This window comes from Empedobacter sp. EJD.6dd (assembly GCF_057369435.1).
Window position 1 is genome coordinate 3,291,494 of the sequence record NZ_CM170667.1, and the last position, 24,937, is coordinate 3,316,430.

28 protein-coding genes are annotated in these 24,937 nt (G+C 29.0%); 18 read left to right on the forward strand and 10 right to left on the reverse strand.

Going from position 1 to position 24,937, the window contains the following annotated elements; translation table 11 throughout:
* The first annotated feature begins 10 nt into the window (after positions 1 to 10).
* The 5 genes from AC2I98_RS15390 (at position 11) to AC2I98_RS15410 (ending at position 2,986) form a co-directional block, all read left to right on the forward strand.
* Positions 11 to 577, forward strand: coding sequence for a DUF4920 domain-containing protein (locus tag AC2I98_RS15390; RefSeq protein WP_486412515.1), 567 nt, complete (start codon positions 11 to 13; stop codon positions 575 to 577).
* A 79-nt stretch (positions 578 to 656) separates the two neighbouring features.
* A complete protein-coding gene (locus AC2I98_RS15395) occupies positions 657 to 1,088 on the forward strand; it encodes a hypothetical protein (protein WP_486412516.1) in 432 nt (143 codons plus the stop codon).
* 49 nt (positions 1,089 to 1,137) lie between these two features.
* On the forward strand, positions 1,138 to 2,085 hold the full coding sequence (locus tag AC2I98_RS15400) for a hypothetical protein (RefSeq protein WP_486412517.1): 948 nt from the start codon (positions 1,138 to 1,140) through the stop codon (positions 2,083 to 2,085).
* A 67-nt stretch (positions 2,086 to 2,152) separates the two neighbouring features.
* Positions 2,153 to 2,494, forward strand: a complete 342-nt coding sequence (locus AC2I98_RS15405; RefSeq protein ID WP_486412518.1) for a hypothetical protein — start codon at positions 2,153 to 2,155, stop codon at positions 2,492 to 2,494.
* 108 nt (positions 2,495 to 2,602) lie between these two features.
* Entirely contained in the window at positions 2,603 to 2,986 is a 384-nt protein-coding gene (locus tag AC2I98_RS15410; protein WP_486412519.1) for a hypothetical protein, read from the forward strand.
* A gap of 60 nt (positions 2,987 to 3,046) precedes the next feature.
* On the opposite strand, the gene AC2I98_RS15415 is transcribed toward AC2I98_RS15410, so the two are convergent.
* A complete protein-coding gene (locus tag AC2I98_RS15415) occupies positions 3,047 to 4,270 on the reverse strand; it encodes an exo-beta-N-acetylmuramidase NamZ family protein (RefSeq protein WP_486412520.1) in 1,224 nt (407 codons plus the stop codon).
* Between the two features lie 74 nt (positions 4,271 to 4,344).
* On the opposite strand from AC2I98_RS15415, the gene AC2I98_RS15420 reads away from it, so the two are divergent.
* The 5 genes from AC2I98_RS15420 (at position 4,345) to AC2I98_RS15440 (ending at position 9,867) form a co-directional block, all read left to right on the forward strand.
* Positions 4,345 to 5,574, forward strand: coding sequence for an ABC transporter permease (locus AC2I98_RS15420; protein ID WP_486412521.1), 1,230 nt, complete (start codon positions 4,345 to 4,347; stop codon positions 5,572 to 5,574).
* 33 nt (positions 5,575 to 5,607) lie between these two features.
* Positions 5,608 to 6,969 carry a pyridoxal-phosphate dependent enzyme gene (locus AC2I98_RS15425; protein ID WP_486412522.1) on the forward strand — a complete coding sequence of 454 codons (1,362 nt, stop codon included), beginning with the start codon at positions 5,608 to 5,610 and terminating at the stop codon, positions 6,967 to 6,969.
* A 30-nt stretch (positions 6,970 to 6,999) separates the two neighbouring features.
* Positions 7,000 to 7,728 carry an LPS export ABC transporter ATP-binding protein gene (gene lptB, locus AC2I98_RS15430; protein WP_486414085.1) on the forward strand — a complete coding sequence of 243 codons (729 nt, stop codon included), beginning with the start codon at positions 7,000 to 7,002 and terminating at the stop codon, positions 7,726 to 7,728.
* Positions 7,729 to 7,815: 87 nt separating this feature from the next.
* Positions 7,816 to 9,009: a porin family protein gene (locus AC2I98_RS15435; RefSeq protein ID WP_486412523.1), complete on the forward strand. Its 1,194-nt coding sequence runs from the start codon at positions 7,816 to 7,818 to the stop codon at positions 9,007 to 9,009.
* Positions 9,010 to 9,084: 75 nt separating this feature from the next.
* The gene (locus AC2I98_RS15440; protein ID WP_486412524.1) at positions 9,085 to 9,867 is read left to right on the forward strand and encodes a polysaccharide deacetylase family protein; all 783 of its coding nucleotides are present in this window, start codon (positions 9,085 to 9,087) and stop codon (positions 9,865 to 9,867) included.
* Between the two features lie 25 nt (positions 9,868 to 9,892).
* On the opposite strand, the gene AC2I98_RS15445 is transcribed toward AC2I98_RS15440, so the two are convergent.
* Positions 9,893 to 10,168 carry a hypothetical protein gene (locus tag AC2I98_RS15445; protein WP_486412525.1) on the reverse strand — a complete coding sequence of 92 codons (276 nt, stop codon included), beginning with the start codon at positions 10,166 to 10,168 and terminating at the stop codon, positions 9,893 to 9,895.
* A 53-nt stretch (positions 10,169 to 10,221) separates the two neighbouring features.
* Positions 10,222 to 10,830, reverse strand: a complete 609-nt coding sequence (locus tag AC2I98_RS15450; protein WP_486412526.1) for a nucleoside 2-deoxyribosyltransferase domain-containing protein — start codon at positions 10,828 to 10,830, stop codon at positions 10,222 to 10,224.
* Between the two features lie 56 nt (positions 10,831 to 10,886).
* Here AC2I98_RS15450 and AC2I98_RS15455 point away from each other — a divergent pair, with 56 nt between their 5' ends.
* Positions 10,887 to 11,483: a hypothetical protein gene (locus tag AC2I98_RS15455; RefSeq protein WP_486412527.1), complete on the forward strand. Its 597-nt coding sequence runs from the start codon at positions 10,887 to 10,889 to the stop codon at positions 11,481 to 11,483.
* A 74-nt stretch (positions 11,484 to 11,557) separates the two neighbouring features.
* Here AC2I98_RS15455 and AC2I98_RS15460 read toward each other — a convergent pair whose 3' ends face one another.
* Together AC2I98_RS15460 and AC2I98_RS15465 are read right to left on the reverse strand one after the other, a co-directional pair.
* Positions 11,558 to 12,043, reverse strand: a complete 486-nt coding sequence (locus AC2I98_RS15460; protein WP_486412528.1) for a DUF4822 domain-containing protein — start codon at positions 12,041 to 12,043, stop codon at positions 11,558 to 11,560.
* A 141-nt stretch (positions 12,044 to 12,184) separates the two neighbouring features.
* Entirely contained in the window at positions 12,185 to 12,319 is a 135-nt protein-coding gene (locus AC2I98_RS15465; protein WP_486412529.1) for a 30S ribosomal protein THX, read from the reverse strand.
* A gap of 153 nt (positions 12,320 to 12,472) precedes the next feature.
* Here AC2I98_RS15465 and AC2I98_RS15470 point away from each other — a divergent pair, with 153 nt between their 5' ends.
* The 4 genes from AC2I98_RS15470 (at position 12,473) to AC2I98_RS15485 (ending at position 17,348) form a co-directional block, all read left to right on the forward strand.
* Positions 12,473 to 12,628, forward strand: coding sequence for a hypothetical protein (locus AC2I98_RS15470; protein WP_486412530.1), 156 nt, complete (start codon positions 12,473 to 12,475; stop codon positions 12,626 to 12,628).
* Positions 12,629 to 12,631: 3 nt separating this feature from the next.
* On the forward strand, positions 12,632 to 13,837 hold the full coding sequence (locus AC2I98_RS15475) for a metallophosphoesterase family protein (protein ID WP_486412531.1): 1,206 nt from the start codon (positions 12,632 to 12,634) through the stop codon (positions 13,835 to 13,837).
* Positions 13,838 to 13,934: 97 nt separating this feature from the next.
* Positions 13,935 to 14,087 carry a GIY-YIG nuclease family protein gene (locus AC2I98_RS15480; protein ID WP_486412532.1) on the forward strand — a complete coding sequence of 51 codons (153 nt, stop codon included), beginning with the start codon at positions 13,935 to 13,937 and terminating at the stop codon, positions 14,085 to 14,087.
* A gap of 219 nt (positions 14,088 to 14,306) precedes the next feature.
* A complete protein-coding gene (locus AC2I98_RS15485; protein ID WP_486412533.1) occupies positions 14,307 to 17,348 on the forward strand; it encodes an SbcC/MukB-like Walker B domain-containing protein in 3,042 nt (1,013 codons plus the stop codon).
* A gap of 24 nt (positions 17,349 to 17,372) precedes the next feature.
* Here AC2I98_RS15485 and AC2I98_RS15490 read toward each other — a convergent pair whose 3' ends face one another.
* From AC2I98_RS15490 to rlmH, 4 genes are read right to left on the reverse strand one after another with little or no spacing between them, the layout of a single operon-like run.
* Positions 17,373 to 18,296: a ribonuclease Z gene (locus AC2I98_RS15490; RefSeq protein WP_486412534.1), complete on the reverse strand. Its 924-nt coding sequence runs from the start codon at positions 18,294 to 18,296 to the stop codon at positions 17,373 to 17,375.
* Positions 18,293 to 18,874 (reverse strand): RdgB/HAM1 family non-canonical purine NTP pyrophosphatase, encoded by a 582-nt coding sequence (rdgB, locus tag AC2I98_RS15495; RefSeq protein WP_486412535.1) that lies wholly within the window; start codon positions 18,872 to 18,874, stop codon positions 18,293 to 18,295. Before rdgB ends, AC2I98_RS15490 begins: the two co-directional genes overlap by 4 nt.
* Positions 18,875 to 19,717 (reverse strand): CPBP family intramembrane glutamic endopeptidase, encoded by an 843-nt coding sequence (locus tag AC2I98_RS15500; protein ID WP_486412536.1) that lies wholly within the window; start codon positions 19,715 to 19,717, stop codon positions 18,875 to 18,877.
* Positions 19,710 to 20,183 (reverse strand): 23S rRNA (pseudouridine(1915)-N(3))-methyltransferase RlmH, encoded by a 474-nt coding sequence (gene rlmH, locus AC2I98_RS15505; protein ID WP_486412537.1) that lies wholly within the window; start codon positions 20,181 to 20,183, stop codon positions 19,710 to 19,712. Before rlmH ends, AC2I98_RS15500 begins: the two co-directional genes overlap by 8 nt.
* Before the next feature lie 26 nt (positions 20,184 to 20,209).
* On the opposite strand from rlmH, the gene AC2I98_RS15510 reads away from it, so the two are divergent.
* On the forward strand, positions 20,210 to 21,181 hold the full coding sequence (locus AC2I98_RS15510) for a YihY/virulence factor BrkB family protein (protein ID WP_486412538.1): 972 nt from the start codon (positions 20,210 to 20,212) through the stop codon (positions 21,179 to 21,181).
* Here the strand turns inward: AC2I98_RS15510 and AC2I98_RS15515 are convergent.
* Positions 21,178 to 22,053, reverse strand: a complete 876-nt coding sequence (locus tag AC2I98_RS15515) for an ion transporter (protein WP_486412539.1) — start codon at positions 22,051 to 22,053, stop codon at positions 21,178 to 21,180. The genes AC2I98_RS15510 and AC2I98_RS15515 overlap by 4 nt on opposite strands.
* Positions 22,054 to 22,098: 45 nt before the next feature.
* Between AC2I98_RS15515 and AC2I98_RS15520 the strand changes: the two genes are divergently transcribed.
* Together AC2I98_RS15520 and AC2I98_RS15525 are read left to right on the forward strand one after the other, a co-directional pair.
* Positions 22,099 to 22,989, forward strand: a complete 891-nt coding sequence (locus tag AC2I98_RS15520; protein WP_486412540.1) for a TIGR01777 family oxidoreductase — start codon at positions 22,099 to 22,101, stop codon at positions 22,987 to 22,989.
* 58 nt (positions 22,990 to 23,047) lie between these two features.
* A complete protein-coding gene (locus AC2I98_RS15525) occupies positions 23,048 to 24,916 on the forward strand; it encodes a DUF3857 domain-containing protein (protein WP_486412541.1) in 1,869 nt (622 codons plus the stop codon).
* The last annotated feature ends 21 nt before the right edge of the window (positions 24,917 to 24,937 follow it).

Consider the following 24,937-nt stretch of genomic DNA (forward strand, 5'->3'; position numbering starts at 1 on the left):
TAAGACTCTTATGAAAAAATATATTTTAACTTTTTGTGCTTTAACATGTTTAGCATTGACAACAAATGCGCAAGCAAAAAAAGAAAACAAAGCCAAAATAGAAAAAGCTTCGAAAGTTCAAACAAAAATTTTAGATAACGGAACTGCAAAAATTGATGATTTATATGCGTATCAAGTGTATGGAGAATCTTTTGATATTAAAAATACATTGACAAAAAACGAACTTGGAAAGTTATACGATAACATGAAAAGTGGAGATTCTTTAGAAAATGTACAATTTGTTTCGACAATAGAATCGGTTTGTAAAAAGAAAGGTTGTTGGATGAAAGTTGATTTAGGCAAAGGTGAAGAACAATCTTTTGTTCGTTTCAAAGATTATGGATTTTTTATGCCTTTAGATGGTGAAAAAGCGAATGTTGTCGTGCATGGAAAAGCTTTTGTAAGTGAAATTTCTGTAGAGAAATTACGTCATTATGCTGAAGATGAAGGAAAATCGAAAGAAGAAATAGCAAAAATAACAAAACCTCAGTTGCAATATAATTTTGAAGCTGATGGAGTTTATTTGAAAGAAAACTAATAATTATTATTAATCGATAATACATCAAACCTTTCTAATTTTGGAAAGGTTTTTTTATGAAACCAATTTTAATATAAAAATGACAAATTTATTTCAAGCCAATCCTAATCAGTATTTTTCTTTAATTGGAAAATCAGAAAATGACGAATTATTTCAAAAGTTTCAATCAGAATTTGATTCAGAAATTTCTGAACAAAATGTTTTGAATGAAAAAATATTACTTTATAAAAACGAAGGAATTTCGATCAAAATTGTAGAAGGAATTATTGTTGTTATAAAATTTTATCTTTCTCCGAATCCAATTTCTAAAGTTTATGAAGGTCAAAATATTTTTGAGTTGAAACGAATTACAGATGAAACACAAATTCGAAAAAATGATCTTTATTCTCGTATAAAAAATACTGATCCTAATCGTTTGACAAATGATTATAAACGAGATAATTGCTTGTTTTCATTTGATTCGATGACAGGAGAATTTTTATCCATCGAAATTTTAAATGAAATTCAGTAAGATTTATCAGCTAAAATGTAGATATTTATAGTTTAATAATAAACCTTAAATGAAAAAATATATACTTTTAGTTTCTTTATCTTTCTCCCTATTCGCCACAGCTCAGTCTAATAATAACAAATCTTTCGTAGTAAACGATTCGCCCATTTCATATTCGTATAAAGCTGTTTTTGATTCTAATACAAAAGACGAGGTTATTCAGAGAATTTCTTCTCAATTTAATCAACCAAAAGTAAACGAAGGAGATTTAGTTTGGAATTTAAATGGAAGTTATGAAATTGTAGTTTATGAAAACAATGTCACAATAAACTTTGGGAAAAGTAGTGATAATCAACATCTATATGAGAAAGTAAAATCCCTAGGACAAGATTTATCGACGATTGTAAATCAACAAGTTTTTAAACATAGATTGATTACAAACAAATTTTATGTAATTAATGATAAAGCGAGTACGTATTCTTATCGCGGTGTTTTTACATTAAATAAACGCCAAAACATGAAAAAAAGTGTCGAAAAATACTTTGGAGAGCCAAAACTTGTTGGCGATAGTTTTATTTGGACTTCTCCTGATTACGATGTAAAATTGAAAAAAGATCAAATTGAATTTTTTTTGATGAAAGATCAAACGAATAATTTGTATTATAATCAATTTATTGCATTAGAAAATGATGTAACAGAGATTATTGTAAATCCTGGACCAAAAAATACATTGATTACAAAGAAAAATTATGCGTTGAATGATAATCCACTTTCTTATACATACAAAGCAGTTTTTCAGCCAAAACAAAATGAAAAGGTAAAAGAATTAGTTATCGAACAATTTGGAGATCCAAAAATGTATGAAGGCGATTTGGTTTGGAATACAAATGAGAGTTATGAAATTGTTTTATCAGATGATCAAATAAAAATTAATTTCGGAAAAAGCAGTGATACTGAAAGTGTTTATCAACAAATAAAAGAACTTGGATCAATGATTACAAAAACATTAAATTATTAATTTAAGTATTTAATAAACGAGTAAAAATTTATTTTTGACGAAATTTAATTCTCTAAAATAAACTACTATGAAAAAATATTTATGCTTTGTTCTATTTTTGTTTACTTTTTCTGTTTTTGCTCAGTTGCAAGTAAATAATACAGAATCTTATTATTCGATGAAAGGAATTTTTAATTCTGATAAAAAAGATAGTGTAAAGAAAGCGATTGTCAAAGAATTTGGTGAACCAACGACTGAAAATGGAAATTTAATTTGGACAGGAAGAGGAAGTTTTGAAATTATTCTCAATGAAAATTCAATTAAAATGGAAATTCAGAAAAGTAATGACAACCAAGAAGTTGTAGATAAAGTTAAAAATTTAGGAGATAAAATTCTCGCAACAAGACATATAAATAAAATCAATTCTTAAAAAATGAGCTGCAAAATTATTTGCAGCTCATTTTATATTAACCCTTCGTTAACCGTTTATTAACCAATATAAATTAATCTTTTTTAGATTTTTATAAAAAATAAAAACATGAAAAAGATAATTTTAATCGTATCCGTTTTTTGTACTGGATTAGCTTATGGACAAACAGCCAAATCATATGTTACTTCAAAAACATCTGGTTCTACAACACATTCTAATGTTTCGGTTAGTGTGAGCGATAGTAACGAAGTTTATTCGTATTCTGCAATTTTCGATAAACCAAAATCAGCAAATGCAATTAAAGAAATCGAAAAAGTATTTGGAAAGCCAATAACAGAAGGAAAAAATTATGTTTGGCGCGAAGGAAATTCATTAGAAATAAAAGCGCGCGAAGGAAAAGTTTCAATAGAATTTGAAAAAGGTTCTACAAAACTGTATGAGAAAGTTAAAGAATTGGGCGAATCTATTTCTGCTGTTATAGGAGAGAAGTAATAAATAAAATGATTTCAAAATAAAAGGTTTAAATATTTTTTAAACCTTTTATTTTGAAAATTAATTGTAAATCAAATATTTTGCTCTTATTTTTTTGAAAGCTTCCAAATCTTTTTGCCAAGTTGCTTTTATTTCTTCTTCCGATAAACCAGCTTCTATCTGCTTACGCAATTCATCTGTTCCAGAAAGTTGATCAATCCAAAGCTTTTTACCATTCATCGTCCAAAAAGGTTGTTTCGTATTGTTTTTGTATGCATTGATTAACCATTTCAAATTAATGGAAGATTGATACGGAGCATCGGACAAATCTTCACCATAACAAACTTGATCTTTAAACTTTGGGCTTGTAGCACCTGGTTTTGAAATTGGCGTATATTGAAAAGGCATATTTTTTAGGAATGGAGAACCATAAACTTGAAACTGAATATCTGTTCCACGACCTTCGTTTACATTTGTACCTTCAAATAAACAGGTGCTTGGATACAAATTAATCGCGTGAGCATTTGGTAAATTAGGCGATGGTTTTACAGGTAAATTATACTTAGATTGATGTGTATAATTGATTAATGGAATAATTTCTAAATCAGCTTTTACTCCATTTGCCAACCAACCTTCACCATTAATCATTTGCGCGTATTCGCCAATCGTCATTCCATAAACAATCGGAACATTGTGCATGCCAATAAAGGATTTGTACTCGTTTTTCATCACAGGTCCATCTATATAATGCCCGTTCGGATTTGGTCTATCCAACACGATTATTTTTTTTCCATTTTCAGCCGCAGCCTCCAAAACATAATGTAACGTAGAAATGTACGTATAGAAACGTGCACCAACATCTTGCATGTCAAAAACCAAAACATCAACATCAGAAATTTGATTTGCTTTTGGTTTTTTATTATCACCATAAAGCGAAATAATTGGCAAGTTAGTTTTACTATCTATACCAGATTTTACTTTAGCACCAGCATCAGCATCTCCTCGAAAACCATGTTCAGGCGAATATAATTTCACAACATTGATGTTATTTTTTAATAACAAATCAACTGTATGCATCGTTGTTCCATCAATTGTTGCAATTCCTGTTTGATTAGAAATTAAACCAACTTTTTTCCCTTTTAATTTAGAAATATAATTGACTGTATTTTCTGCTCCAATAATAATATTAGAATGGTTTTCTTGTATTTTAGAGGTGTTATTTTGAGCTAAAATTGGTGTAGAAAAGCCGAAAAAAATAACTGAACTAAGTAAACCAATTGATGTATATTTGACAAAGTTTTTCATTTCGTTTTGAATCTTTTGAGTTTAGGCGAAAATAAAGCCTAAAGTTAGTTTTAATCTTATAAAAAATATATAATTTGAGTTTTTCTTGGTGGTTTTCAAAAAAAATTGCGCTTGGTAAAAATACTAAAAATAACTTATCGAGTATTATTATTCGTGTAGGTCAAATTGCAGTAGCATTAGGTTTGATTGTTTCTTTGGTGACAATTTCGACAGGTGTTGGGGCAAGAAAGGCAATCAAAGAAAAGTTAGCCGATTTTAATGGTCATATTACGATCAGAAATTACAATAGCAACACATCGCTAAACTCGGATTCGTTGTCACTTCATCAAGCTTTTTATCCTAAATTTAAATCAATTCCCGAAATTGAACATGTACAAGCAATTGCAAATAAAAGTGGAGTAATTCGTACCAAAGAAAACTTTAGTGGAGTTGTTTTTAAAGGAGTTGGGACAGATTATGACACAGTTCGTTTCGAGAAATTTATGGTAAAAGGTCATTTTCCACGAATCAATAAGGATTCGATTATGGATGAGGTTTTATTATCTGAAAAGATTGCCAACGAAATGAAATTGGATGTAGATAGTTCGTTTGTGATGTATTTTATTCAAGAAGATACAAAGCCAATTTATCGTCGATTTACTATTTCTGGATTGTTTAAAACTGATATCAAAAATTTTGACGATCAAATTATGTTTGGCGATATCAAACATGTGCAACGTCTTAATCGTTGGGACTCGACTACAGTTGGTGGTTTTGAGTTATTTGTAAACGATGTCGAAAACATAGATCCCGTCGCAAAACGTGTGCAAGAAAATATTCCATACAATTTATATGCAGAATCAGCTACAGCTTCATTTGCGCAAATCAATGATTGGATTACAATTTTTGATAAAAATATAATCATCATTGTTTTTATTATGCTTTTTGTAGTGGTAATTAATATGGTAATGGTTTTATTAATTTTAATTTTAGAACGAACTCATTCCATTGGAATTTTAAAGGCATTTGGTGCAACAAATTGGCGAATCCGAAAATTATTCATCAATTACGCTTTATTTATTATGTTACCTGGATTAATTGCAGGAAATGTAATAGGACTTGGATTATTATTCATTCAGAAATATTTCGGAATTATCAAACTTCCAGCAGAAAATTATTATTTATCAACAGCTCCGGTCTATTTAGATTTTGGCACAATTATTTTATTAAACGCAGGGGCTTTATTAGTTTGTGCAATTGTATTACTTTTGCCATCGTATATGATATCTAAAATTACTCCAGCAAAAGCGATTAATTTTAGATAAAATTTAATCATTTAATTTAAAATTTAGAAAAAAATGAAATACGCAAATAATATATTAGAAACGATTGGGAATACTCCTTTGGTTAAAATCAACAAGATTACAAAGGATTTACAATGTACTGTTTTAGCTAAAGTAGAATATTTTAATCCTGGTCATTCTTGTAAAGATCGTATGGCGTTGAAAATGGTAGAAGATGCTGAAAAAGATGGTCGTTTAGTTCCTGGAGGTACAATTATCGAAGGAACTTCTGGTAATACAGGAATGGGATTGGCTTTGGCTGCAGTTATAAAAGGATATAAATTAATTTGTGTTATTACAGATAAACAATCAAAAGAGAAAATGGATATTTTGCGCGCTGTTGGTGCAAAAGTTGTGGTTTGTCCTACGGATGTTGAGCCAGATGATCCACGTTCATATTATTCAGTTTCGAAACGTTTAGCACAAGAAACACCAAATGGTTGGTATGTAAATCAGTACGATAATCCATCAAATGCAATTGCGAATTACGAGCAAACTGGACCAGAAATTTGGGAACAAACAGAAGGAAAAGTAACGCATTTTATTGTTGGAGTAGGAACTGGAGGAACAATTTCTGGAGTTGGAAAATACTTAAAAGAAAAAAATCCTAACATTAAAATTTGGGGAGTTGATACGTACGGATCAGTTTTCAAAAAATATAAAGAAACCGGAATTTTCGATGAGAATGAAGTGTATTCTTATGTAACAGAAGGAATTGGTGAAGATATTTTACCAGAAAATGTTGATTTTGATATCATCGATGGTTTTACAAAAGTGACAGATAAAGATGCAGCGGTTTATACGCGTCGTTTAGCTTTAGAAGAAGGTTTGTTTGTAGGAATGTCATCAGGATCTGCAATCAAAGGATTGTTACAAATGAAAGACGAATTTGGACCAGACGATGTTGTGGTTGTTTTATTCCACGATTCAGGTTCTCGTTACGTTGGAAAAATCTTTAATGATGATTGGATGCGCGATAGAGGATATTTGGACGAAGAAATTAAAACTGCAGTCGATTTAATCAAAGAACATGTAGATAAACCTTTGGTTACAGTTCGTACAGAGGAATTAGCTTCTCATGCGATTGATCGTATGCGTCGTTTCAAAATTTCTCAAATTCCAGTAATGGATGTAAATGGAATTGTTGGTTCTTTAGATGAATCAGATTTGTTTCAAGCATTTTTAGAAGATAGAAATGTTGCCGAAAAACCAGTTCACGAAATTATGGGAAAACCTTATCCAGTTGTAAAAGCAGGAACGTCTATCGAAGAAGTTTCGAAGTTAATTACAAAGGATAATCAAGCTGTATTAATAGAATTAGAAAACGGAAAATATCATATCATCACAAAATATGATATTATTAACTCGATTAAATAACAAAAATCCTATCTTTGAAGCGATATGGGAATTGTATTAAAAGGTCAGAATTTAGTAAAAGATTACGGTAAAAAACACGTTGTTAAAAACGTATCTTTTCAAGTAGAACAAGGAGAAATTATTGGATTATTAGGACCAAATGGTGCTGGTAAAACAACTTCTTTCTATATGATTGTTGGTTTGGTAAAAGCAACGCAAGGAAAAGTTTTTTTAGATAAACAAGATATCACAAGCGATGCGATGTATAAACGCGCGCAAAAAGGTATTGGATATTTAGCGCAAGAAGCGTCTATTTTTCGTAAACTTTCTGTTGAAGATAATATCAAATCAGTTTTACAATTCACAAAACATTCGAAAAAAGAACAACAAATGCGAACAGATGCTTTGATTGAAGAGTTTTCTTTAGAGCATGTACGCAAAAATCGTGGAGATTTACTTTCTGGAGGTGAGCGTCGTCGTTGCGAAATTGCACGTTGTTTGGCTACAGAGCCTAATTTTATCTTATTAGATGAACCTTTTGCTGGAGTTGACCCAATTGCGGTAGAAGATATTCAGAAGATTGTACGTTCGCTAAAAGAGAAGAATATTGGAATTTTAATTACCGATCACAATGTATCGCAAACATTAGCAATTACAGATAAAACCTATATCATGTTCGAGGGCAAAATCTTGAAAGAAGGTTCACCAGAAGAACTTGCAAATGACGAAGATGTTCGTCGTGTTTATCTTGGTGAAAATTTTATGTATCAGCAGATATAATTTACAATATGGTATTTTTGAAACCACTCTATTTTGAGTGGTTTTTTTGTTTATGTTTGTAGAAGAATTAACTACTAAAAATTATTTATGAAAAGATTAAATTCCATTTTATTATTTTTATTAATGATAAATATTCATGCTCAAATACGTTTTGAACAAGGATATATTATTGATAATAATGATCAAAAACAAAATGTATTAATTAAAAATATTGATTGGCTTAATAATCCAAAATCAATTGAATATAAAAATGATGAAACTTCTAAAGTTGAAGTAGTAAACATTAATCAAATTAAGGAATTTGGCGTTGATAATCAATCAAAATATGTAAGAGCAGATGTTAAGATTGATCGATCTTCGGAGGATTTGAATCAAATAAGTTCAACTGTAAATCCTGAATTTAAAGAAGAAAAATTATTTTTAAAGGTTTTAATTGAAGGTGATGCAACGTTATATGGTTATACTGATTATAATTTAAAAAGATTTTTTTATAAGACTAACAATGGAGATATACAACAATTGGTGTATAAAAAATATGAGACATCTACAAACCAATATGCTTATAATAGGACGTACAAAGGTCAAATAGCACAAAATTTTAAATGTCAAACTATTTCAAATGAAAGAATAAAAAAGGTAAACTATAGAGATGTGGAACTTATTAAGCTTTTTACTGAAATTAATAAATGTATGGGATCAGATGTAACTTTTAATGATAATATTGAATCAAAAAAAGTAGATTTTAATTTATGGTTAAGACCTAGATTGAATAATTCTAAATTAGATTTGACAACAGATACTGAATACGCAAAATTTGATAGTAAAACAGGAATAGGAGTAGGAATTGAGACTGAATTTGTTTTACCATTTAATAAAAAGAAATGGAGCTTGATAGTAGAACCAACTTATCAAAATTATAAGGTAGAAGGAACAAAATTATCAGGTGGAGATGTTGTAAATATTGATTATAAAAATATTGAAGTTCCTTTTGGTGTAAGACATTATTTCTTTTTAAACCATACATCTAAATTGTTTGTTAATCTTCAATATATGATTAATTTAAATTTAAACTCAAGTATTGAATTTAAAAGAGGTGAGTATACTTATTGGGATTATAAAATAAATAGTAGAGGTAATGTTGCAGCAGGTATTGGATATAATTTTAAAGATAAATTTAATGTAGAGTTTCGTTATCTTTCTGATAGAAAATTATTGGATGAGTTGAATGTTACTACGAAATATTCTACTATTTCATTTGTATTAGGTTATAACGTTTTTTAATGCAAGATTAAGTAAATCTTAAGTTTGTATTTGATTTATTGTATTTATATTTAAGTACTAAAACAAATCAAAAAAATGCTTAAACTTAATTGTTATATTATTTGTTTTCTTTCAATTTTTATCTTGAATAGTTGTACACATGAAGATGAAATTGTAAATGATACAAAAAAAGATAATCAAAGAGGTGGGGTGGTGCTAACTTTTGATGACGATTATGTAGATGAATGGTTTAATGCGAATATAAAATTAAAGCAATACAATTGGAAAGGAACTTTTTATGTAACGCATTTTGATAAGCTTTCGGAGAATCAAATTCGTGAATTAAATTATTTGCAACAAAACGGAAACGAAATTGCAGCACACGGATTAAATCACGTGCATACAACACAGTTTATCAAAGATTTTGGCGAGAACGAATTTATCAATAAAGAAATAAATCCAATGTTAACAATGATGAAAAACAAAGGATTGAATATTTCAGATTTTTCTTATCCATATGGAGATCGAGATGTAAAATCTGATCAATTGCTTTTGAGTCATTTTAAAACGTTGAGAGGAACAACTTACGGAAACGAAGCACCTATTTATCAGAATTGTTATTATCAAAATAAACCATTGTTTTATGGATTAGGAATTGATAATAGCTATGCACATTTTAGTATTCCGTATTTTATTTCGTTGCTGCAATATGCGAAAGATAATAATAGAATAGTTGTTTTTTATGCGCACAAAACGGTAGCAAAAGCATCTAATAATTATGAAACAGAGTTTAAAACCTTAGAAGAAATATGCAAATTTGTGAAGGATAATAAAATGAAATTTTATACTGTTTCAGATTTACATAATAAATTAAAATAGGCTCAATTAATTGAGCCTATTTTAATTATAAATCAACAAAAAGTAATTTTCCTTTTTGATTAATTGTATTTTTGAAATGTAAAAAAACATCTTGAATATCAAATCGTCTAAAATGAATAGTTTGAGAAATGTTTTCATTTGGAAGTTGATACGTCATCTCAAAATTCAACATGCTACCAAAACCTGAACTTTCAATTTTCTCGACTAAAATTCCTAAAGATTCTAATCGTTCTATCAAACGGTTAATTTCCAAATCATTATGTTTCATACTACCTAAACCTACCAAATTATAAGGCTTCAAAGCTAAAACATAATCATTTAAAAAAGAAGTTAAACTTTAAAATAATCCACAATTTACTTCAATTTAGTTTTCAAAAACAACAACATATCTTCGATAGAATCGTATTGTTTTACACCATATTTTTCTGCTGTTATATCAACATTTCCTTTTCGCCAAAAACCTTCTGGACAAATAATTAAAAGCTTTCCGCTTCGTGCATATAATCTCATTTCTAATAAACTAATTGGACTTTTTGAATCTTTTCCAAAATACATAATAATATAATCAGAATTCTCTAAAGCATTTAATTCCCATTCCACTTGTTTTCGAAATTCAGGCTCTTCTTTTACAGGTTTCCAAGCAATATTCCAATCATCTCTTCTCGGATTGAATAATATTATCGATTCGTTTTTTAATTCTCTCGAAATTTTAGCTTGCCAATCTTCCGAATTTCCCATATCAATCGTTCCACCCAAAAAAACTTTTAATCGGTTATCCTTTTTCGGAAGTTCATTTGGTGATTTTATTTCAATAAATTGAGCAGAAACAGAAAAATTTAGTAGTATAAAAAATGTAAATAGAATTGCTTTCATTTGAATTGTTTCGACAAAGATAACAATGCTATATAATTTAGTTTTGATGATTTCTGTTAGCATTGACTTGAAATATGGAATATTTAACATAGATTTTATACGTTTTAAATTGATTTGAGGTTATTTAGTATAAATAATAATCATACATGAAAAAGCTATTATCTATTTTTGTTGCTTTTGTAATCTTTTCTTGTCAAGAAGACGAAGTGATAATTCCTGTCAAAGAACAACCTACAAATCCACAACCAACAGAAACTGAAATTTTCCAATTCGATAAAAATGTTTCAATTTTAGATGCATATTATTACAAAGGACCAGACGGAAAAGATTATCCAGCCGAAGCCGAAACTTTCTTCAAGAAAACTTGGACGCTTTATGAAGATCCTTCTATCAAATCTATTGAATTGAAAAAAGATTCGATTATAATCAATGAAGAATTGAAAACGTCTAAATATAAATCAACTGTAGAGGAAAATAATCTGTATGTTACTGACGGTTCAAGAAAAATTTTGTTAGGTAGAATTGATAAAACAACAAATTCATTTTATTTGTTTAAACATTTTGAGTCTTATACTGTTGTAGATACTGAAAATGGAAGTTCGTTTTCAGGTAAGAGTTCTGATTTTGGAAAGATTACAAAAGATAATATTTTTCTAAGAATTATTGAGAAACCAGAAGATTTAAAGCAAAATGGAGTATATGTATTCTGGAATAATGTAGAATATAAATTTAAGAATAAGTAACATCAAAAAAGCTAAGTATCAATTGACGCTTAGCTTTTTTTAATTTAAATATTTGGATGATATTGATGTGTCAACTATTTTGTTGGCTCTTTGTGAGTCGTAGGAGTGTGAACGATATCAAAGTAAACAGATTTATCATCGTTAGAAGGATAGATTCTGTATGTAAATTCTTTCTTTGTTAAAACTGTTATATCAACAATTCTTGTAAATAAAATCTGTCCAGCATCATTTTTAGCAACGATTGTTCTTGTTTTTCCATCTTCAGAAACAGACCAATCTCCTTTCATTTTTGGTGTATCATCTAAGTTGAACATTGTAAATGTTCCATCTTTTTTGAAATAAGCAAAACCAACAAAATTAGAAACATTAGCATCTGATAAGGCAACATTTTGTCCTTTGTTGTTTAAAGCGTTTGTTGTTTCCCAAGAAGTGAAGGATAAAATTTCGCTTGGTGTTAATTGCTCTTTAATAGCAGAATCGTCATCATTGTTACAGTTGAAAAGCGTTAAGCCAACTAATAATACAAAAATGCTTGCTGTAATTTTTTTAAAAATGTTCATCTTTTAATTTTTTGATACCACAAATAAACTCAATATTCAATGGCTTTAATTGTGAATTTTATTCCCATTATTGTATAAATTATTGTAGATGAAGTTGAAATAAAAAAGCTGAAAATCATGGTTGATTTTCAGCTTCAAAAATTACTTTTTCGCTTTTTTTGCAGGTTTTTCTTCGATAACTTCTTCCTCGTAATAATATTTCTTACGCTGACGTTTTACGCCATAAGAGCCATTGACAATTTTTCCTCTTCTCGATTTTTTATCGCCTTTTCCCATTAATAAATGTTTTAAAATTAATAAATTCGATTACTTTCCATCCAAGTTAATAAATCTAACTTAGATGAACAAAAGATTTACAATTCTTTATGAATTAAACTAACTTTGCGACATAGTTTGACGTGAATAATATTTAATTTAGAAATTAAAATCATGAGTAGAAATACAGAAGCAAATAAAAAAGCTGTAAAAGCAAAAAAGGCTCAGAAGCGTAAGAAGGAAAAAGATGCAGAAGCGGAACGCAAAGCACGTTTGAAAGAAATAAGCAAACAATTTAATCAACAAAATAATTCTGAAAAAGAAGAATAAAATATGAAAATTTTGCATACAGCCGATTGGCATTTGGGTAAAAAATTAGATAGTTTTTCGCGTTTAGAAGAACAAATTTTAGTGATGAATGAAATTGTCGAAATAGCAGAACAAGAGCAAGTAGATCTTGTGCTTGTGGCGGGCGATTTATTCGATAATTTTAATCCAAGTGTAGAAGCTGTAGAATTATTTTATAAAACATTAAAAAGACTTTCTAATAATGGAAAACGTCCTGTTGTAGTGATTTCTGGTAATCATGATTCACCAAGTTTGATTGACGCGCCAGATCCTTTGGCAAGAGAATGTGGTATTATTTTGATTGGTTATCCAAATGCAAAAATTCAGGAATTTGAACTAAATGATTTTAAAATTTTGAAATCTGTCGCAGGAATGATCGAATTAAAGTTAAATTCTATTGATTTTCCTGTAAGAATTTTACATACGCCTTATGCAAACGAAGTTCGTCTCAAGCATTATTTGGGAGAGAATAAAGAAGATGCTTTGAACGATATTTTAGCAACAAATTGGAAAAATATTGCAGAAGAATATTGTGATATAAATGGAGTGAATTTATTGATGGCGCATTTGTATATGAATCAAAAAGGATCCGAAATTTTAGAAGAACCAGAAGGTGAAAAACCAATTAAAATAGGAAATGCTGATATGATTTTTTCGGAAGCAATTCCATCTCAAATTCAATACACGGCTTTGGGACATTTACATGGTTTCAAAAATATCGGGACAGAAGAAAAACCTGTTGTTTACAGCTCTTCGCCTTTATGTTATAGTTTTTCTGAGGCTGGTCAAACGAAATATGTTTCTATAATAGATGCAGAACCTAATCAGAATGTTTCTTATCATAAAATCGAATTGAAAAATGGAAAACCGCTTATGCGTAAAACATTTGATTCTGTAGAAAATACGGTAGAATGGTTAAACGAAAATAAAAATGCGTTGGTCGAATTGACCTTAGAAAGGGATACGTTTCTGAAAGCAGAAGATCGAAAACTTATTTATCAATCGCATGCTGGGATTATTCATTTAATTCCGAAAGTAAAAAATCAAGAGATTGAAACTGCAGAATATCAATTTGCTGATCAAACAAAAGATATCAAAGAATTATTTGCTGATTATTTCAAATCAAAAAATGGAAATCAAGAACCAAACGATGAGATGAAAGATTTGTTTAATGAAATATTGAATAGTTAAATTTATCTTCTTCATTTCGCTAAAGCTACATTCAGAATGACAGACTTTGATGTAGTTGTCATTTCGAGCTTGTCGAGAAATCTATCATAGATATTGTATGAAAACACTAGGTACTCATAATTATTTTGTCTATATTCTTACGAATAAAAATAAAACTGTATTATATGTCGGCGTAACAAATAATTTGAAGTTAAGATTATATCAACATTCAAACCCTAACATTTTTAGTAATGCATTTACGATGAAGTAAAATTGCTATTTTTTAATTTATTATGAGTGTTTTTCGGATATTAATATAGCTATTTCAAGAGAAAAAAAGATTAAAGGTTGGAATAGAGAAAAGAAAGAATCGCTAATTAATAACTTTAATTCAGAATGGAAATTTTTGAATGACGAAATTGTATAATAGATTAATAAAATGTCATTTCGAGCTTGTCGAGAAATCTTTAATTAAAAAATTAAACAAAAAATGATTCCAGTAAAATTAACAATAGAAGGACTTTATTCGTACCAAGAACGTCAAACAATTGATTTTTCTCAATTAACAGATGCAGGATTATTCGGTATTTTCGGAAATGTAGGCTCTGGTAAATCGTCTATTTTAGAAGCAATAATGTATGTTTTGTATGGCGAAACAGAACGTTTAAATTCTAAAGATAAACGAGCTTATAACATGATGAATTTGAAATCGAATTTGTCTTATATCGAGTTCGATTTTTATAATTTCGAACAAAAACTATTTAGAGCGACACGAGAATTTAAACGTAATTCGAAACGTTTTGAAGATGTGAAGTCGCCAACAGTAGTTTTTTATGAGCAAAAAGAAGGTGAATGGGTTCCACTTAATCATTCGAAAGCAGAAGAAATAATTGGTTTAAGCTACGAAAATTTCAAACGAACAATTATTATTCCTCAAGGACAATTTAAAGAATTTATTGAGTTGGGAGCGAAGGATCGTACGCAAATGATGAAGGAAATTTTTGGGCTTCATCGTTATGATTTACAAGACAAAGTTTCGTCATTAAACGCTAAAAATTTAACGAATCTAAACCAATTAGAAGGAAAATTATCTGGTTTTGAAGAGGTTTCAGAAGAAAAAATAAAAGAACTTGAACTGAATTTGATTGAACAAACTAAAGTTGCAAATCAAGTTCAAGAAAAATATAGCGAAATCAATGAATCTTTTCAACGTTTAAAAGCTTTGAAATCAGATTTTGAAAGTTTGCAACAAAAGAAAATTGATTTTGAAAAAGTATCAATTCAAAAAGTTGAAATGGATCAGCGTAAAGTTGAAATGGATCGATACGAATTGATTTTTAATGTTTTTTATCAAATTTTACAAAGTCAAACAAAAGTCAAAAATCAATTTGTAGAAAAATCGAATTCTATAGAAAATCAACAAAAACAATTAGTCTTAATTGAAAATCAAATCAAGGAAGTTTCAACTAAAATTGAATTGATTAAAACTGATTACGAAGCTTTACCAACAAAACGAAAAGAAGAAATTGATTTAGAATTAATTGTTCAGATTTTAGAATTTTCTCAAGAAATAGAAAAGCTAAAAGATAGAACAGCAAATGGTTTGAAAGAGGTTGAAGAAGTTCAGAAGAAAGAACAAGAAATTGAAAACTCAATCAAATTATCTGAAAAAGAGTTGAAAACTTTATCAGAATCAAAAATAGAATCAAAAACATTGATGGAAGTTGGAAATTGGTTTGTGCAAAATCAAAATTTACATCAATCGATTCAAAAACAGCAAACTAAAATTGAAGAACAAAAACAACAAATAAATAGTTTCGAACTTCAGTTAAAACAAGAAAATATAGCTATTTCTACATTCGAAAATTGGTTTAATTCAGAATTTGAAAAGCTTGAATTATCAAAAAAATCCCTTGAAAAAAAGAAAAGTGAGATAGAAGTGCAAGAAAAATTAGCACATTTTGCACATAATTTACATGATGGCGAATCTTGCCCGCTTTGTGGAGCTTTAGAACATCCAAATATTATTGAAATTGATGATGTGACTTCAAAATTAGGAGTTGTAAATAATGAATTAAAACAGATTGAGGAGCAATTAAAATTACTTCAGAAAAAGCAAAATGAAGTTCAGAAAATAATTGATCAAAAATTATTTATAGAAAAACAAATAGAACAAGAGGAAGTTGTTTTAAATGAATTAAAAACTCAAGAAAAAGAACATTTAAATTCATTTGTTTGGAAAGATTTTGATCCGAAAAATATAGGGCTTTTTGAGGAGAAAAAACAAGCTTCAATTTCTTTAGAAGAATCTATTTCAGAAAAAAATAAACAACTTTCTTTAGATAGAGAATCTTTAGAAAAAGAACGCCTAAATTTATCGAAATACAAACAGTTTTTAGAGAAATTTAAAGTAGAAGAAGCTGAGAAAGCATCTCAAATCAAGCAAAATGAAACGAATTTGAAGGTATTGAAATTTGAAAATTTTCAACATAATACGATTGAAAACGTTCAACAAAATTTAATTGCTTTAAAATCTAAAAATGCAAAAATTGAACAAGATTATCAACAATTTTCGGAGAGTTTAAATCTTTTGAATCCTAAGTTATCTTCTCAAAAAACATCAATCGAGTTGATTGAAAAACAGATTACTGAATTAAATGAAGAGTTAAAACACTATCAGAATCAAATTGAAAAATCGTTAGAAATTCATCAAATCGATTCTGTGGAAGTTGTTCAGCAAATTTTGAATCAAGAATTAAATGTTTCTAAAATTCGAAAAGAATTAGAAGAATTTACAATTGAGTTCGAAACATTGAAAAGTTCAATTCAAGAATTAGAACAAAAATTGAATAAAGTTTCTTTTGATGAACTAGTTTTTAAAGCGCAAGAAGAACAATTGCTTTTGATTACTAATCAACTGAAAGAGTCAACTGAAATTGTAACCAAAACGAAAACTGAAATTGAACGATTTACAAAATCTTTTGTAGAAAAGAAAGATTTGTTAACAGAGTTGGATAAATTACAAAAACGTGGTGCTAATTTACAAACGATGCGAAATTTGTTTAATTCAGCTGGATTTGTGCAATATGTTTCGTCTATTTATTTGAAACAATTATGTGATAACGCAAATGTGAGATTTCATCGTATGACTCGAAATCAATTAAGCTTACAAATGAATGAAAATAATGATTTTGAAATTATAGATTATTTGAATGAAGGTCGTTCGAGAAGTGTGAAAACTCTTTCAGGAGGTCAATCTTTTCAGGTTTCATTGAGTTTAGCTTTGGCTTTGGCCGAAAGTGTACAAACGAATGCGAAGTCGGAAAAGAATTTCTTTTTTATTGATGAAGGTTTTGGAACACAAGATGCAGATGCTGTAAATATTGTGTTTGAAACGTTGATGAGTTTGCAAAAAGAAAATAGAATTGTCGGAATTATTTCACATGTAGACGAATTAAAAGATCGAATTCCAGTCGCTTTACAAGTGACAAAAGACGAAGAAAAAGGTAGTTTGATAGAAGTTATTTTATAAAAAAGTCCTCAGTTGAGGACTTTTTTATATACTTTCTATTTTAATTGTTTTCAGTAATTCTGGTAAAACAGTATTCGAAAATTCCTGTTGCGCTTCTATTAACAAAGGTTTGTAATCGTGGTAACGATTAGAAAAATGTCCTAAAATTAACTTTTTTACATTCGCTTGTTTGGCAATCATTCCAGCTTCTTTTGCTGTTGTGTGTCCTGTATAAACAGCCAAATCTTTCAATTCATGTAAGAAAGTAGATTCATGATATAGCAAATCGACCTCTTTGATGATTGAAACAATATCTGGTTTATATTTTGTGTCAGAACAAAAGGCATAACTCAATGATTTTTGTGCAGAAAAAGTCAAATAATCATTCGGAATTATTTCTCCAGATTCTAATGTGAAATCTTTTCCATTTTTCAAATTTTGATAATCACAGATTTCAATTTCTGAAAATTCCTGAATAGTATCCATGTTCAATTTTCGAGGTTTTGGTTTTTCTCGAAATAGATAACCATTTGTATAAACACGGTGATTTAAAGGAATAGAATAAACTTCTACTTTATCATCTTCAAAAACTAAAACGGATTCTTTCGTGTGTAATTCATTGAAGATAATCTCGAATGAATTGTTAGATTCTGTTAAACGTAATTGTGTTGTAATAAATTCTTCGATTCCTTTTGGACCATGAATATGCAAGGGCATATCACGCCCAAGTAATTGAAATGTAGAAATTAATCCGATTAAACCAAAAACGTGATCGCCATGTAAATGCGATATGAAAATATGATTAATTCGGTTAAATTTTGCTTTTGCTTTACGCAATTGTACTTGTGTTCCTTCACCACAATCAATTAAAAAATAGCGTTCTGCGATGTTTAATAATTGTGCAGTTGGATGTGTGAAAGCAGTTGGTAATGCCGAATTAAATCCTAATATAGTTAGTTGTAAACTCAATTTACGTTTAGATTAGTTAAAAAATCATTTAATTTTTCGACAGCTTTTCCTCTATGACTAATCGCGTTTTTTTCTTCAGCTGTCATTTGAGCAAATGATTTTGAAAAACCATCTGGAATAAAAATTGGATCGTAACCAAAACCATTGTCACCCATAATTTCGGTTGCAATTGTTCCATTTACTCTACCTTCGAAAAAATATTCCTCTCCATTCAAAATTAAACAGAAAATACTAATAAAGTAAGCTTTTCGGTTTGTTTTTCCGTCTAATTCTTTCAAAGCTTTTGCAATATTATCTTCGTCCTTTCCAGTTCCGGCATATCGTGCTGAATAAACTCCAGGAGCTCCGTCTAAAGCTTCGATGACTAATCCAGAATCGTCAGCAAAGATATTTTTACCAGTTTTTTCGAAAATTGTTTTTGCTTTTAAAAGTGCATTTTCTTCGAAAGTTTTCCCTGTTTCTTCAATTTCTTCGAAAAAATTAATGTCAGTTAAAGATTTCATCGTTAAATAAGAAGGTAGCATTTTTGTAACTTCTTTTACTTTATTGTTGTTATGCGTGGCAAAAATTAATTCCATTTATATTGTTTTTTGTTCTGTTTTTTTGATTAATAAGTACACCGATAAAAGTCCAATAAGTGTCATTCCTCCAATTAATAAATAATCTCTTTGAGCAAAAACTTCTCCCTCCATATCGCCTTGTATTAACATTAACGAATAGGAAAGTGTATTATTAAGAAAATGTAATAACATTGGTAAAAACAACGATTTTGTACGATGATAAACAATTCCGAAAATGATACCTAAAATTCCTGCACCAATAAATTGCCAAGGATTCATGTGTGCCATTCCAAAAACAAAACCATTGATTACTATCGCAATCGTTGGATTGACATTGAAATTCAACATTCCTTTTAAAATAATTCCTCTAAAAATAATTTCTTCGAAAATAGGCGCAAAAAGGCAAACCATTATAAAACCAGCAACTTTGTAATCAAGCATCATTTCGAAAGAACTTTGAAAGATTTTATAGATACCTTCTAAAGGTCCAGTTGTTGGTATTAAGCTTGTAAAAACTTCTGCCAAAGGCAAAAGAAATAACCAACATGCTATGGATAGAATAAGTTGAATTGCTGTAAAAGGATGTTTAATTGCTTGTAAAATTATAGCAAATTTTGTTTGTGTTAACATCAACAAAATGACAATTGCACAAACAGTTCCTGTTAAAAACCCTAAAGGTAAAAGAACGTGATTTAGTGGTAAGTAAAAAAATGCAGGAGCAGAAACAATTCCGCCAGCAAATTGCATAATAATTACCGCTACAGCACTGTATAAAATAGCTTTTCCAATTCCAAAACTCAATTTATTATCTTGTTCTAAGTTCAAATTTTCAAACTCTTGAAAATGATTTTCGTTATTCATGGTGATAAGGTTTACCCTTCAAGATACTAAATCCGCGATAAATTTGTTCTGTTAAAAATAAGCGAACCATTTGATGTGTAAAAGTCATATTAGATAAAGACATTTTTTTGTTTCCGCGATTGTAAACAGATTCGTCAAAACCATAAGGTCCACCGATTACAAAGACAAGATTTTTGACTGCTTGATTCATGTAATTTTGGATATCGTCAGCAAATTGTTTCGAAGTGGGTTGTTTTCCTTTTTCATCTAAAATGATAACAAAATCTGTATTGACGATTTTGGTCAAAATTTGTTCAGCTTCTTTTTGTTTTTGTTGAATTTCGGACAAATTTTTACGATTTTTGATGTCAGGAATTTCAATTCTTTGATAATTAATATGCGAAGGCAATCGATTTTCATACTTTTGTAATAGCATTTCGATGGCTTTTTCGTCAGTTTTACCGATACAAATGGTCGTAATATTCATTCAAAATTATTTATTGAGACAAAAATATGCGCATTCTACAAGATTTTAAAACATATACAGGAATAAATTATTTTCGAGATTGGTCGAAAACAAAATTGATGAACAAAAATACGGGCATTACGGTATATGATTTTTTGAAAGTTTTTTGGATTCGCGTGATGAAAGGTAATTTTCCGTTGCGTTCTGCAGCAGTTTCGTGGATTTTATTTTTTAGTATGTTTCCTTTTCTACTTTTTTTGTTTAGTGTTTTACCGCATTTGGCTTATTACGAAGAAATAAAAAAATTATTGTTTACACAGCTACTCCCTCAGCTTTTACCAAAGCATGTGAGTAATGAAGTGATTTCGTATATCGATAAAACGACAGCTTTACAAGGAAAGCGAAAAGTAAATTATGTGTTGATTTTGATTACAATTTTTATGTCGTCAAATGGAATACAAGGAATTATTAATGGATTTAATGTTTCGTATCAAGATGTATATGTGAAACGAAAAAACTCAAAATCGAGAATGATTTCGATTATTCTGACATTATTTTTTACAGCTTTTATTGTATTGCAAGTGTTTTTATCATATTCGACATCAATTATTTGGAAATATTTGTCTAATGTTTCTTTCTTGAGTAAACTTGGTCAATTTTCATATCTCATCAATTATTTTACTGTATTTATGTTTTACTTCGTCTCAATGTGCATGTTGTATTATTTCGGTCCGAATCACAAAAAATCGCGTAGTACAGTTTTACCTGGAGCATTATTAACTTCGGTATTGTTTTTATTAACCGTAATAGGATTTAACACGTATTTAAGCTACTTTACAAATATTGATTTGCTGTATGGTTCGCTTGGATTAGTAATGATAATGATGATTTTTGTATACATCAACGTAATATTGATGTTGGTTGGTTACGAATTGAATATGTCAATTAATTATACTAAAAATTACGAGCATGTGAATCATATTGACAATAACCGATTCATTAATTTAGATAAAGATTAATGTTCGTTTAGTTTGTGACCACAAGTTTTGCAATAAATAGAACCATCAAGGTGATAATCATCTCCACAATTTCTACAACGCTCTGTATTAGTAGGGATATCATCTTTAATTTTAGAGGCTTTATTCATTTCCATTGTTACAATACTCGTTGGAACAGCAATTACACCATAACCTATAATCATTACAACAGAAGCTAAGAATTGTCCTAATCCAGTTACTGGAGATATATCACCATAACCAACTGTTGTTAAGGTTACAATTGCCCAATAAATACTAATTGGAATACTTGTAAAACCAGATTCAGGATGGTCGTGTTCGACCATATACATCACCGAACCAATTACGACTACAATCAACAGAACGAACGATAAAAAAACAATAATTTTATCTTTACTTTCTTTTAATCCTAGTACCAAAACATTTTTTCCACGTGTAAAGCGAGTTAAATTGAATATTCTGAAAATACGTAACAAACGTAAAATTCTGATACTTGATAAATACTTGCTTGTTGGGAAGAAAAGACCAAGATAGAATGGTAAAATTGACAATAAATCAATAATTCCATAGAAACTAAAAATATAGCGCCAACGATTTTTTACACAATATATTCGCAGTAAATATTCAACCGTAAATATACTGGTCAAAATCCACTCAAGTGTTACTAAAACCGAATGATGACGAGCGTTTATGGCAGGAATTGATTCTAACATTACCAAACCAACGCTTATTAAGATTAAAAATAATAAAGAAATATCGAAAAGTTTACCATAAGGAGTATCAGCTTCAAAAACGATATCGAAGATTTTTTGTTTTAATTTTTTTTCTTCATCCGCACCCATTTTTTTTAGGAAAGGAAATCGACCTTTAAACATTGGTTTATATTTTTGGAATGAGCTAAATTAGGAAAAAAATTTAGTATGAATATTCTTCTAACTGGTGGAAGCGGTTTAATTGGCTCTGAATTATCAAAAATTTTAATTGATAATGGACATCAAGTGCGTATTTTAACAAGAGAAAAAGAGATTGAACATCCTTTTTATCATTGGGATAAAAATAAGATAGACGAAAAAGTTTTTGAAGATTTAGACGGAATTATTCATTTAGCAGGGAGTTTAATTGCAAAAAGATGGACAAAATTTTACAAAGAAGAAATAGTATCAAGTCGTGTAGATACAGCAAATTTACTTTTTGATTATGTAAAAAAACTGGATATTCAACTAAAATTTTTTATTTCAGCTTCGGGAACAGCTTACTATGGTCAAATTACTTCGGACAAAATTTTCAATGAAACCGATGAACCAAATACTGATTTTTTAGGAAAAGTTTGTGTGGCTTGGGAAAATGCGGCTTACCAATTTGAAAAATTAGGTGCTAGAGTAGCCTGTTTTAGAACATCATTGGTTTTAGCAAAAAATGGTGAAGGATTTAAATTATTGAAAAAACCAATTCAATTAGGTGTTGGAGCAAATCTTGGAAACGGAAAACAATGGATGCCTTGGATACATATTACAGATTTGTTGCAAATTTATGCATATGCAGTCGATAACGAAACAATACAAGGAAGTTACAATGCTTCCGCGCCAGAACATGTAAATCATTCAACATTCAATCATATGTTAGCGAAAAAATTGAATAAGCCATTTTTTTTACCAAATATTCCCGCTTTTGTGATGAAAATAGCACTAGGTCAAATGAGCGATTTGGTTTTAAAAGGTTCTCGAATATCTCCACAAAAAATAGAAGAAACAGGTTTTAAATTTCAGTATCCAACATTAGAAAAAGCTTTTAGTGAATTATTAGAAAAATAATCTTTAATTTATTTTAAGTGTTATTGTATTGTGTATTTTTGCGTCAAATTAAACCAGCATGAAAATAAAAATTACTTTACTCTTTTTACTTTTTACATTTTATATAAATGCCCAATCGAAAGATTTAAAATTAGGAAAAATATCTGAACAAGAAATTAAATTAACTCAAGTTCATTTTGAAAAAAATGCAGACGCAGTCATTCTTAGTGAAGAAGGGAAAATGGATTTGACAGGAGCTAATTATTATTTAACTGTAAAACGTAGAATAAAAATTCTTACAGAAAAAGGTGTTGAAGAGGCGAATGTACAATTGAATTATTATAGTAAAAATAAACAAGAATCTATAATTGGAATAAAAGGAAGTACAATTAATATTGTAAATGGAGTAGAACAAATTACTCCAATTGATGAGAAAGAAATTTTTGAAGTTTCGTTAAATGAACTCTATTCTGCAAAACGATTTACGTTTCCAAATGTTAAAGTTGGCTCTATAATAGAATATACATATGTAAAAGGAAGTGAGCATAACTTCTCTATCGATGCGTGGAATTTTCAACATGATTTACCAACACTTTCAAGTAAATTTAGATTAAACAATCAAGCTTATGGTGCTTATTCTATCATTACAATTGGCGATGCATTAAATGCTAAATATAAAAGTAAATCAACTTCTACAGAATGGTCATTGAATAATATTCAGAGTTATAACCAATTAAAATATGTTTATAATCCAGAAGATCAAAGTGAACGTATAAAACTTCAGGCAGATAATTATCATACAGATGGAACTAAAAAGCCAACGTTGAATGCTTGGAGAGAGTTGCTTCAAGATATTAATGCACAATATGAAACATATAGAAACCCTTCTGCAATAAAGGATGTTGCACAAAATATTCCGAATGGAAAAGATGAGATAGAAACGTTGAGAAATGTGATCGAATATATTGATACAAATGTAAAATGGAATAGATTTTACAGCATTATTCCATCCCGATCAAACAGAACATTACTGAAAGAAAAAGTAGGTTCTACAGCAGATATGAATCTATTATTAAATGAAATTTTAACAGCAAAAGGCTTCGAAACATCAATGGTTTTATTTAGTAGCCGTCATCATGGACAAATTTTATTTTCTTATCCAATTGTTAATCAATTTAATTCTGTCTTGACCGTTGTGAAATTGAACAAAGGCGCTTCTAATCTTATTTTAGATGCTTCAAAATTAAACAAAGAACAAATAGAATTTGGACCTTTAGATGTGTTTAATTATCATGGAGTAGTCATTAAAAAAGGAGAACCTTCTTTTGTGAAACTAAATCAAAAGTTATCTTATTACGAATCATCTATAAAATATGATTTCATGAACAACGGAAACTTGGTTCTTTATAAAAAAGATAAATTTAATGGATATTTTTACGATGAAAAAACTGATGAAAAGAATGTATTGAATCGATTTGTAACAGAATCTTTAGAAGCACGTTTGGATGAAGAATCGAGTGATAAAATGATTTTTGAAACAGATTCTTATGTTAAATCATATAAATCAAAAACTACAATTCCTAATGCTCCTTTTTATACATTTATTAATCCTTTGCGTGAGTTTTTGAAGCAATATACTTTTGAGGATACAAATCGACAACGTAAAATAGAATTTGATTATCCTTATTTATTTAATATTCAGATAAAGTCTAAAATTCCAGAGGGTTATCAAGTGGTGATTGATGAAAAATATAAAGCGCATCATAAAATAGAACTTGGTTTAGAATATTATCAAGAAGCCAAAGTAAAAGACGGACAATTAATTTTAGCTATTCAATTTTTATTACCAGAAGGCGTATACGAAGCCGATAAATACAACGAACTAAAACATTTTTTTGAGAAAGTAAAAACAGAATCTCTGAAAGAAGTTTTAATGAAAAAGAAATAACAAAAAACCGCACTGATTTTC